At 43.1% G+C, this 9,924-nt stretch carries 10 protein-coding genes; 1 reads left to right on the top strand and 9 read right to left on the bottom strand.

The window, feature by feature from the left end:
- Positions 1–7 precede the first annotated feature (7 nt).
- The 4 genes from fliD to HMPREF9193_RS08135 all read right to left on the bottom strand — a co-directional run bounded on the left by fliD (position 8) and on the right by HMPREF9193_RS08135 (position 4,630).
- A complete protein-coding gene (fliD, locus tag HMPREF9193_RS08115) occupies positions 8–2,023 on the bottom strand; it encodes a flagellar filament capping protein FliD (protein ID WP_021687628.1) in 2,016 nt (671 codons plus the stop codon).
- A gap of 24 nt (positions 2,024–2,047) precedes the next feature.
- Positions 2,048–2,389 (bottom strand): flagellar protein FlaG, encoded by a 342-nt coding sequence (locus tag HMPREF9193_RS08120; protein WP_169720460.1) that lies wholly within the window; start codon positions 2,387–2,389, stop codon positions 2,048–2,050.
- A 139-nt stretch (positions 2,390–2,528) separates the two neighbouring features.
- Positions 2,529–3,386 carry a flagellin N-terminal helical domain-containing protein gene (locus HMPREF9193_RS08125; RefSeq protein WP_021687630.1) on the bottom strand — a complete coding sequence of 286 codons (858 nt, stop codon included), beginning with the start codon at positions 3,384–3,386 and terminating at the stop codon, positions 2,529–2,531.
- A 383-nt stretch (positions 3,387–3,769) separates the two neighbouring features.
- Positions 3,770–4,630 carry a flagellin N-terminal helical domain-containing protein gene (locus tag HMPREF9193_RS08135; protein WP_021687632.1) on the bottom strand — a complete coding sequence of 287 codons (861 nt, stop codon included), beginning with the start codon at positions 4,628–4,630 and terminating at the stop codon, positions 3,770–3,772.
- Between the two features lie 228 nt (positions 4,631–4,858).
- Here HMPREF9193_RS08135 and HMPREF9193_RS08140 point away from each other — a divergent pair, with 228 nt between their 5' ends.
- Positions 4,859–5,650, top strand: a complete 792-nt coding sequence (locus HMPREF9193_RS08140) for a class I SAM-dependent methyltransferase (protein WP_021687633.1) — start codon at positions 4,859–4,861, stop codon at positions 5,648–5,650.
- On the opposite strand, the gene HMPREF9193_RS08145 is transcribed toward HMPREF9193_RS08140, so the two are convergent.
- The 5 genes from HMPREF9193_RS08145 to HMPREF9193_RS10895 all read right to left on the bottom strand — a co-directional run bounded on the left by HMPREF9193_RS08145 (position 5,608) and on the right by HMPREF9193_RS10895 (position 9,524).
- Positions 5,608–6,243 (bottom strand): non-canonical purine NTP pyrophosphatase, encoded by a 636-nt coding sequence (locus tag HMPREF9193_RS08145; protein WP_021687634.1) that lies wholly within the window; start codon positions 6,241–6,243, stop codon positions 5,608–5,610. The genes HMPREF9193_RS08140 and HMPREF9193_RS08145 overlap by 43 nt on opposite strands.
- A 46-nt stretch (positions 6,244–6,289) precedes the next feature.
- The gene (locus tag HMPREF9193_RS08150) at positions 6,290–7,150 is read right to left on the bottom strand and encodes a hypothetical protein (protein WP_021687635.1); all 861 of its coding nucleotides are present in this window, start codon (positions 7,148–7,150) and stop codon (positions 6,290–6,292) included.
- 197 nt (positions 7,151–7,347) lie between these two features.
- Complete coding sequence (locus tag HMPREF9193_RS08155; RefSeq protein ID WP_021687637.1) at positions 7,348–8,331, bottom strand: DHH family phosphoesterase; 984 nt, start codon at positions 8,329–8,331, stop codon at positions 7,348–7,350.
- Positions 8,332–8,396: 65 nt separating this feature from the next.
- A complete protein-coding gene (locus HMPREF9193_RS08160) occupies positions 8,397–8,801 on the bottom strand; it encodes a hypothetical protein (protein ID WP_021687638.1) in 405 nt (134 codons plus the stop codon).
- A gap of 108 nt (positions 8,802–8,909) precedes the next feature.
- Positions 8,910–9,524, bottom strand: coding sequence for a 5-formyltetrahydrofolate cyclo-ligase (locus HMPREF9193_RS10895; RefSeq protein WP_021687639.1), 615 nt, complete (start codon positions 9,522–9,524; stop codon positions 8,910–8,912).
- Between the last annotated feature and the right edge of the window lie 400 nt (positions 9,525–9,924).

The following is a 9,924-nucleotide window of genomic DNA, read 5'->3' on the forward strand; positions in this document are numbered from 1 at the left end:
TCCTTTATTATCGTGTACTGTTTTGATTATCGGCAAAATTCTTTATAGAATCCGATTGCTTTTCCAAACTGTTTAACGCCGATTCCATTTGTCCGTATTTTACTTTAAGGTCGTTTTCTTTTTGCTTGAGTTTTTTTTCAAGGCTGTCGATGTTTTTTTGCGATGCAGTCATTTTACCGTTGAGCGTCGATGTTTTTGAAGCGATTATGCCGCCCACTTGCGTAAAAGACTGCAAATTTTTATCCATCATGTATGCGATACCTGTATCGGCAACCAAGTCCCCGTCAGAATCGTAGCCGAATAGATTTTTTATGTCGCGCATATTCGTTTTTAATGCGCTGTCCAGTTTCTTTTCATCGATTTCCAAATAACCGCGCAGTCTGCCGGGGCTGACTCCTGCAAAACCTCCCGTTGAAGCGCCGGTAGAAATACCGATTTGCGACAGCATGGTTATTGCCGCATCTTCCGAGCCGGGGTAGCGGCGGGCGATTATGTTTTGCAGCGAGCTTTTGCCGTTTGTCAGCGAAAATTCGGTTTGGAATATGCCCAGCCGTTTTTCGGCTTCTTTTGCTTCCTCTTCCGTAAAATATTCAAGTTCGGAAATAATTTCGGGTTTAGTTTGCGTCAGTATATTTATTTCTGCTACCAGCCGGTTGTATTTTCCCACAAAGGTAATCAGTGCTTGTTTTGCACTTTCCGTATCGGAACTTATGGTAATGGTTGCCGGCTTTTCCGTTTTAGCGTGTACGTTCAGTGTTACATTCGGAACTACATCGTCCATGCTGTTGGTGGGACGGGTAACGGTTATACCCTGATATTTTATTTTTGCATCCGAAGCTATGTCTGCCGGGTGCAGAGGAATAAAATCGCCTGCAGCGGACGTATTGATTGTTTCAGGCGTTGTTAGGATTATTTTTTTGTGCGTATTGTTGTTTTTTACCACTATGGACTGTGCGTTCGGAAACTCTTTTGTGTCGATACGGTATGCGCTGTCTTCGCCGTCGGTTTTTAAAGCTTCAAGCGGAATTTCCGTACCGTCCGAGTTTTTAATAAATACGGCAGTAAAGTCTTCTACCGGTTCTTGTACAACGGCTTGTTCCGTTTTTTCCAATTTTGTATCGACGTCTTCATTGGCAAGTGTAATGTCTTTAAACTGTACAAAGCCGGAAGAGGGTAGGGAAGGTTGTGAATCGTATATTTCTTCTTGCGGCGTATCCTGTACCCGTGCGCTAAAGCGGATTTGGTAAGCGGAATCCGAACGTATTTTTTGCGGAATTTCGGCTTCAAAGCCGGAGCGGGGGGGCAGGGTAATGTTTTCTTCGGTAAACGAAAGCGTTTTCGACGTAAGGTTTGCCGTGTCGCGCACGCTATCGCGGCTTACGGAAAAAGCCTTTGAGCCCTGTACGGGCGCTTTGCCGATCATACCGGTAGCGAGCGCAAAATCTTTAGCCGCGCCGGAAAAAGTAAGACGGTTTTCGCTTCCCGTTATTAAAGATTCTATCAAAAGCGCTTGTTTGTCCGAAGTAACCCCGATAACGGAAGCTTTTATAGTGTGTTCGGCGCGGCGGTTAAGGGCGGCGGCAAAATCGGTTAATTTTCCGCCCTTCCAATTGAATTTTATTGTTTTATCTTTTACACCGTATTCGTAAGTACCTGCGGGAACTTGCGCTTTAGAATCGAGTTCTTCAGATAAAAAACGATCTGCCGCTGCCGCTTGCAATACTTCAATTTTAAAAGATTCCAAATTAGCGTCGCGTTTCGGCTCGGCGCTCACCGCATATTCGTCGGTGGAAGAGGCGAGTTTTGAATTAAAAGGATTGTCAAATGAATATAAAAGTTTAACACTGTCACGCAAAGCACTCATTTGTGCGTTTACGTTGCGCCACGTTGATTGTTCGGTTTTATAACGGTCAAGCTGCTTTTGCTCTCTTGTTAAAGGAACTTTTTCAGCTTCCATTAAATTTTTTATGAGATCGTTAGTTTTGTATTTGTCGGTTACACCCGGTATATTTATGTCGGCCATCTCAGCTGCGTACTTTATGTCCGCTTACCGAGTTTCGTCAATAAAACTGCCTATCGCATCTTTTACGCGAATCCTCATTTCCTGCACTTCGGCGGACGGAATTTCTTTAATCACCTTATTAGTAGACGGATCTACTACCGTAACTACAACTTGATCGAGCTGTTCGTTCATATCGTAGCGCAGTTCTTTTGATGAATACGTTTGAACCGGTTTCGGTTCCATTTTTTTAACGGGCGGTTTATTTTTCCCGGCTTCACTGGTTGCTGCAGTTTCTATATGCGCTTTTTGCATTGCTGCAGCATAATCATATGCTGCGCGGCTGTCCATAGCCGGATTATTCCCAATCCCATTTGTTGTCATACTCATGGCGTTTCCTCCTTGAAACGGCGTTTGACGCTGGGCATCTGATTTCAAAATAAAAGTAACGAAAGAGGGGCGCACCTCTTTCGTACTTTTCATCCATTAAAAAGACGACATCCAGTTTTCTCTTTAATGAACTGTTCGTTTAGCTTAACAACGGCAATACGTTTTGCGACTGCGTATTTGCTTGAGCCAACATAGCAACGCTTGATTGCGTTAATATTTGGTTTTTGGTATATTCGACAATCTCCGATGCCATGTCGGTATCGCGGATAATCGATTCGGCGGCTTGCAGGTTTTCCGAAGCAACACCGATACCCTTTGCAGCCATTTCAAAACGGTTTTGGTACGCACCGAGGTCCGCACGCTGTTTATTTACCGAAGTAAGAGCAGAATCCAAAGTTGCAATAGCCATGTTTGCGGAATCGGGGCTGGAGATGGAAAGCTTTGCCGTAGCATCGCCTTGCATACCGACCAAGCCGAGCGATTGTGCCGTCATTGTGCCGATGTATACACGAGCGTTCTGGTCTACGTTTGCGCCGATATGGAACTGCATAATGCGTCCCGTTGCGGAGTTTTCCGCAAAAGCGCCCGTCAGCATATTCATACCGTTGAACTGGGCTGAACTTGCAATTCTGTCCACTTCGTCGATAAGCTGAGAAACTTCAACTTGAATCTGCATACGGTCTTCATCGCTGTAAATACCGTTAGCCGATTGAATTGAAAGTTCGCGGATACGGCCGAGAATATCCGTTGTTTCCTGCAAGTAACCTTCGGTTGCTTGAATAAAAGAAACACCGTTTTGGATATTCTTTTGTGCTTGGTTTAAACCGCGGATTTGCATACGCATCTTTTCGGATACTGCAAGTCCTGAAGCATCGTCACCGGCTTTGTTAATCCGCTGACCGGAACTGAGTTTTTCAATGTTTCCGTGTACATTGTCATTGTTAATGCCGAGTGTACGGTTGGCATACATTGAACTCATGTTGTGGTTAATAATCATTTGTTACCCTCCATGTGATAAGCCGCTAAAGCTTCATGCTTTAACGCCGTAGTACGTTCCGGGCAAACCGAAAACTTTGCGCCTTTTCCGGTTTGTTTTAGACCCGTACGACAGGAACCGTTGCGGCTGCATTCCCGAAAAGGGACAGCCGTAACCGCCTCTGCCGTTACGCACATCACTGAAAGGTGTTGTCAAAGAACTCTTGTTTTTATACGGCGGTATGCACCTACGCATAAAAACATGCTTCTAAAAGAGCATGTTGTATAAAAGCTTGGGGAATTGCAGAATAGCCACTGAAGTAAAATCGCTCAAGCTGCGGGCACGGAAGCCCGCTACTATGATAGTAGCACACTTTCCGCGTTCCCGCAAGCCCCTATACTACACTATTGAAGCAGTGTCAAGACGTTTTGCGTCGTGACGTTCGCTTGGGCAAGCATTGCCGTACCAGCTTGAGCAAGAATACGGTTTTTAGTAAAGTCTACCATCTGCTTTGCCATATCGGTGTCGCGGATGGTCGATTCTGCTGCCTGCAAGTTTTCAGCGGCAACGTCAAGACCTTTAACCGTTTGTTCAAGTCTGTTTTGGTAACCACCCAAGTCGGCACGTTGTTTGTTGATTTTTTTCAAACCTTCATCAATAATGCCGATAGAACGGTTCGCTTCTTCAGGGGTAGCGATTGTCATGATTTGTTCAGATCCGATGTCCCGAACACCGACAGCCATAGCGGTCATCGTACCGATAAACACTTGCATGCGCTGATCCATGTTCGCACCGATGTGCAGCCACATAGAAGCGGTAACGGTGTTTTCTCCGGTAGCACGGGCAAAACGGCCGGTCAGCATGTTCATACCGTTGAACTGGGCATGACTTGCAATGCGGTCAACTTCGGCAACCAGCTGAGAAACTTCAACCTGTATGTACATACGGTCTTCATCGCTGTAAATACCGTTGGATGCCTGTACCGCAAGTTCGCGAATACGATGCATGATATCGGTGGTTTCCTGCAGATAAGCTTCACTTACCTGTATAAAACTGATACCGTTTTGCGCGTTGCGCGAAGCTTGATTCAAACCGCGGATTTGTGAGCGCATTTTTTCGGACACAGCCAAACCGGAAGCATCGTCGCCGGCACGGTTGATTTTCATACCGGAAGACAATTTTTCCATGTCTTTAGCTTGAGCCAAATTGGTTACACCCAAGACACGGTTCGAGTACATTGCGGACATGTTGTGATTGATAATCATGTGATTCCTCCATGGAAATGATAGCGGAACAGCGTCCGTGCTGTTCCTTTTTTTGTGTAAGGGAACACGAAGTAATTACAAGGCTACCCTCGTGTTTCTCTTACACGGCCGAGTGTACCTAACTGTTTTACTTCAACGAAGAATTGCAGTTATGGTTCTCTTGTGTTGATTATCGGCAGCGCTGCACAAAATCTTTAGCTTTTATTAAAAAAATGTTATAATAAATTTATGGGTGAAGTTTTACGCTGTCCTTTTTGCAGCTCTGCCGAATTGGAAGAATATCCGCTTGCGCGCCGTTTTTTCCGCTGCAGCGGAAAAAACGGCTGCGCCGGTGTGTTTGTCGGCGCCGAGTGCCGCATTTGTGCGGACAAGCAAAAGGAGCGCTATATGTTTCACCGCAACACGCTTGACGATAAAGGCTACCGTTCATTTTTAACGGATTTTGCTGATACCGCGCTTGCCGCCTTTGCTCATGTTAGTGCGGCGGAAGGTACGGTTGAACACGCATCTGAAAGAACAGTCGGACGTGCGGTTGAACGCGCTCCTTTTGCTCCAAAAAACGGCGCTGTGCCCGAGTGTTTGCCGCTGACCATCTTCGATTACGGCTGCGGCAGGGGAAGCTTGTTAGTGCATCTTTTGAAAGAATACCGCTGTGCCGGAAAACTGCCGCAGCAAACCCAAATACGCGGATGGGATCCGTTTTTTAAAAACGATACGCCGTTTTTTTCACTCGGCGCCGACCTTGTGCTTTGTCTTGAAGTTGCCGAACATTTTGAAAACCCCGAAAAAGATTTTGCCGGTCTTGCTGGAGCGTGTAAAAAAGGCGGTATAATCGTTATCCGTACGCTGTTTGCGCCGCAAAGCCGCTTCGAATTCGAAAAATGGTGGTACAAAGAAGATGTGACCCATGTTTCTTTTTATACCGAAAAAGCAATGCGTTCGTGCGCCGAACGCGCAGGTTTGGAATATTGCGGCGTTTACAATAATTGCAGTATTTTGCGTGCAGCTTTACCGCGGTGAGAAAAAGCGTTTTTTTGTTCTTTGGACAACTGTGCAACCGTTTTGCCGAACTCCGGTATAAACACTATCGGATCGTAACCGAAACCTTCAGTGCCGCATGCTTGTTCAATATTTTCTATAAGAGTGCCTTCAAAAGTTTCCTGCACGCAGTAAAAGTTTTCTCTTCCTTTATATAGCACCATTGCGCATACAAAACGGCAGCTGCGGCTCCTTCGGTTCGGCGCCAGATTTTCCGCCGCTTTTTGAGCGGCTTCTACCAATAAGCGGTTTTTTTCGTCTTGGGGAATTGTTACGCCGTCGCTTCTGCCTTGAGGAAAATGCTCCCCCGCCCAGCGCGCAGAATAAATTCCGGGTTTGCCGTCGAGTATATCTACACACAAACCCGAATCGTCAGCTAAAACCGGTTCTCGTACCGTTTCCCACAGTGTTTTTGCTTTTATCAAACTGTTTTCCAAAAAACTGGAACCGCTTTCTTTTGGTTCAAAAATAATGCCCTTGTCTGCTGGTATTACGATATCGTGTCCGCATTCACCGCACAATTCAATCATTTCCCGTTTTTTGTGAAGATTGCCTGTTGCAAAAAATAAAGTCATAGACATAGTATAACCCGTTTCTCCTTTAAATTGCAATGTACGAATTCTACGCTTTGTTTTGTATACGGTACAGCGCATAAGTTACTTGACTGTTTGTTAAATTGAGAACTTTTGCTATTTCTTTGTTTGTAGGTTTTAGCGGCGGATACATGTCGTACAAATACAGCGCATGCTTCCATATTTTTTGGTAGTAATTGTATGCTTTTGATATGCGGTAAAAAAGAGGTGAGTGCGGATTTATATTTAAAAGTTGAACCGAACAGCGGTTTTTCATCATATAGCTGTGGTTAATTCGGTGCATCAGTTCGTAGCGTCTGTTAATCCTTTTTTGAAGCGAACGTTCAAGCGCTTGTACGTAAACAAAAATGTCGTTTTCAGCATATCCGGTAATGCGCGAAAGAATTTGAATATGTTCTTCGCCAAGAAAATGACAAGCTTTTAATGCTAAAATAAGCAATCGAACGGAGTCGGACTGTTTTGCATTGGTTTGTTTTTTAACGAAGTTTGTACCGTAGTAGTATCCGTGATTTTCAAAAACACTGTCGTCGGCATATTGGTTTTCTTTTTCGGTAAGGTAATACAAAATTGATTTTTCGTGTGCAGCTTTGCGGTATAATTTTTTATATTCGCTTTTTACCAAATTGGAAATAATCTGGTCCAGATAAGTGGAAAACATCGATTTTGAATAAATATACCGCTCGATCGACTGAGGCAGCATTTCAAAAAGTCTTATAATAACGGCGCTTTTTACATCAGGATTGATTTCTTTTGAAAAAAAATTTTGGGGAAAATCGTATATGCATAAAATAATTTGATGGGTACCGCTTTCCAACGAAATGCGTTTGAATAGAATATCATTGTAAATTTTATTTATTTTTTCGGAACAAAAACACTTTTTATATAACATTACAGTATTACCTGCAAAAACTGTGCCAGTTTTCAAAGGTTTTGTTCTTATTTTTTTAATTTGTTTTAATACAATAAAATAGAGTGTTTGGTAAAAAATCTCTTTCAGAATTTATGTAGTAAAACTGCATATTTTTTTTAAAGCGCGGTATAAACAGTTCAAAAAAGAATTTTTTTTGAATATAAATCGAACGGGATTTAAAGAATTTTTTCAAATTCCGCAATAATTTTCGGAATAATGTCTGAAAGTTTTCCGTCTATGCTTAAGCCTGCAGCATTTTTGTGACCGCCGCCGCCGAACAAAGCGGCAACCGCGCTTACATCCAAATCACCGTTTGAACGGAAGCCGACCGTACAGTTTGAGCTGCTTTCTTGTCTAAAAAAGGCAACTGCACGGACATTTTCAGTTGCCATAAGTATTAGGTAAAGCATATCGGTATCTCTGCCGTCGTATCCGAATTTTTTAGTATCTTCCATTGTTTCGTATGTGGTTAAAAGTTTTCCGCCGCAGTGAACGCCTATGCGCTCCAATGCAAGAGAAAGCAGTTTGCGCGTTGCTAAGGGTTTGCCGCTGTTCATATTTTCGTAAGCACTGCGCGGGTCGGCTCCCGCTTTTACCAATCTGCCGGCGGCATAAAAAACCGGTTCGCTTTTATTGTTTAAAAATCTAAAAAAGCCGGTGTCAGTCGTTAAACCGAAAAATAGCAATTCGGCAATATTTTGCGGCATTGTGTCAAAACAATGTTCGTACAGCTGTTGTATAAGGCATGCGGTTGCCGGAGAAGATGAGTCGATAATGCTGTTATTGTTTTCAGTATTTGCCGTTTTATGATGATCTATAATAAAACGGTCTAAGTTTTTAACTTGGGACTCAATGGTTTCTCCGAGCCGCGACAATTCGGAACAGTCTACGATAAATAAACCTATGCGCTCGTTTGAGTTTTTTTTAGTTTCGCAGTGTGAGGCAAATAAAGGTTCGTATTTTTTTGTTTCGGTACGCTTAAACGGTCCTGCCGAAAGTACGTGCGCTTTTTTTCCCTTGCGCCGTATTATATCGGCAAGCACGAGAGAACTCGATATACAATCACCGTCCGGCTCTTTATGACCGACTACGATAAAAGTTTCATGTTCCTCTATAAACCGTTCAAATCGAGCGAATTGAGCTTCACTTATATTGAGCATTTGTTTTATGCCGTTTTACCGGTATTTCCGTTTAAGAGTTTATTATAAAATAAAAAAATCAAAGATTATTCCAGCGTCAGCGTATCTTTTTGCTTTGACGCGGAAACATCTACCGTAGGCTTTAAATGCTGCCACACCGAGCTGCCTTTGTTTTTCGGCATATTTAAAACCGCTCTGGTAAAGGTTCCGTCGGTGTACTGGAGTACCAAATACGGTGCAAAATTTTTCGGAAGCATGTTTAAAACGCCTTTGCCCTGTCCCGATTTAAACCATTCGGTCGGCAGCGTTACTTGCCCCAGTGCAATGCCGTCGGTGTAGTACATGACCACATAAGCATCTGAATGTTCATACACTTTGTAAACTTGCAATTTTCGATATACTACAGAATTGTCCACTCCCTTTGTATCTGCGGCAAAAAGTGCTGCAGTGAGCAAAACGAACAAGGTTGTGCAAATAGCCGTTTTTTTCATGTAATCCTCCTACTGAAAAGAACAAAGCAATCGTTTGATTACATAGTATACAAAGCATACGTATTTTTTACAAGAGCTTAACGGTGCTTACCGGCAAAATTCATTTTTTTAATCTGCGCAAACAATGACCTCTTGTTCCGTTATTAAAAACTCCATGCGCAAGTCGTGCGCTTCGGCAGGTACTTCGGCTGCGATTTGAAAACTAAAGCAATAACCGGCAAAAGTAATGAGCTTTGCATTGTTCCCGGAGTTTTTAAGATATGCGCAATAGCGGTCGTAGTAGCCGCCGCCTCTGCCGAGCCTGTGTCCTGCTTTATCGAATGCAAGACCGGGTACCAGCACCAGTATCGGCGTATGTTGTTCGGCAACAAAGAGGGGCAGGGTATCAAGCGGTTCTTGTATGCCGAAAACACCCGCTTTAAGCTGTGTTTCCACCGGACAGCATGGCTTAAGTATAAAAAAATCCATATTTTTATCGGTTTTATGCCGTATTTTGGGAAGCGCCGTTGTTTTTTTGTCGTTTAAGCATTGGCGTATAACGGCAGCTGTCGGAGCTTCTTCCGGTATGGATGCGTACACTAAAACACTTGCGGCGCTTTGATATGCCGTGCACTGTATTAAAGAGTTAACAAAAGCCGCTTCTTTTTTACCGGTGCCATTTTGCTGATTTTTTAAAAGTTCGCGCATTTTTTGCCGCAGCGCTTTTTTTTGTTCTTGTATCATTGCTCTTCAGTATACACGTTTTTCCCAAGATTTCAATTGAAACTATGAGGTTGACCAGAAAAATTAATCAGTTATAATAAAACCATAAAACAAACGTTATCACAAATGGTTGCAGGTTGACCAGAAAAATTAATCAGTTATAATTGTTATGCGAGGAGAAAGAATAAATGACAGGTTGCAGGTTGACCAGAAAAATTAATCAGTTATAATTTGCCTTTTAGGTCTTTATTGTAATTCGGTTGCAGGTTGACCAGAAAAATTAATCAGTTATAATATCACCATACTCACCGCAAGCAATATACTTGTTGCAGGTTGACCAGAAAAATTAATCAGTTATAATAGCCTAAAAGTGGTATCATCATCAGGGAAAGTTGCAGGTTGACCAGAAAAATTAATCAGT

This window comes from Treponema lecithinolyticum ATCC 700332, from assembly GCA_000468055.1.
GTDB classification, from domain to species: Bacteria; Spirochaetota; Spirochaetia; order Treponematales; family Treponemataceae; genus Treponema_C; species Treponema_C lecithinolyticum.

Coding starts and splice junctions, on each gene's coding strand:
- fliD (WP_021687628.1), bottom strand. CDS start 2,023: ATGGCCGACATAAATATACCGGGTGTAACCGACAAATACAAAACTAAC.
- HMPREF9193_RS08120 (WP_169720460.1), bottom strand. CDS start 2,389: ATGAGTATGACAACAAATGGGATTGGGAATAATCCGGCTATGGACAGC.
- HMPREF9193_RS08125 (WP_021687630.1), bottom strand. CDS start 3,386: ATGATTATTAACCACAACATGAGTTCAATGTATGCCAACCGTACACTC.
- HMPREF9193_RS08135 (WP_021687632.1), bottom strand. CDS start 4,630: ATGATTATCAATCACAACATGTCCGCAATGTACTCGAACCGTGTCTTG.
- HMPREF9193_RS08140 (WP_021687633.1), top strand. CDS start 4,859: ATGGGTGAAGTTTTACGCTGTCCTTTTTGCAGCTCTGCCGAATTGGAA.
- HMPREF9193_RS08145 (WP_021687634.1), bottom strand. CDS start 6,243: ATGACTTTATTTTTTGCAACAGGCAATCTTCACAAAAAACGGGAAATG.
- HMPREF9193_RS08150 (WP_021687635.1), bottom strand. CDS start 7,150: ATGTTATATAAAAAGTGTTTTTGTTCCGAAAAAATAAATAAAATTTAC.
- HMPREF9193_RS08155 (WP_021687637.1), bottom strand. CDS start 8,331: ATGCTCAATATAAGTGAAGCTCAATTCGCTCGATTTGAACGGTTTATA.
- HMPREF9193_RS08160 (WP_021687638.1), bottom strand. CDS start 8,801: ATGAAAAAAACGGCTATTTGCACAACCTTGTTCGTTTTGCTCACTGCA.
- HMPREF9193_RS10895 (WP_021687639.1), bottom strand. CDS start 9,524: ATGATACAAGAACAAAAAAAAGCGCTGCGGCAAAAAATGCGCGAACTT.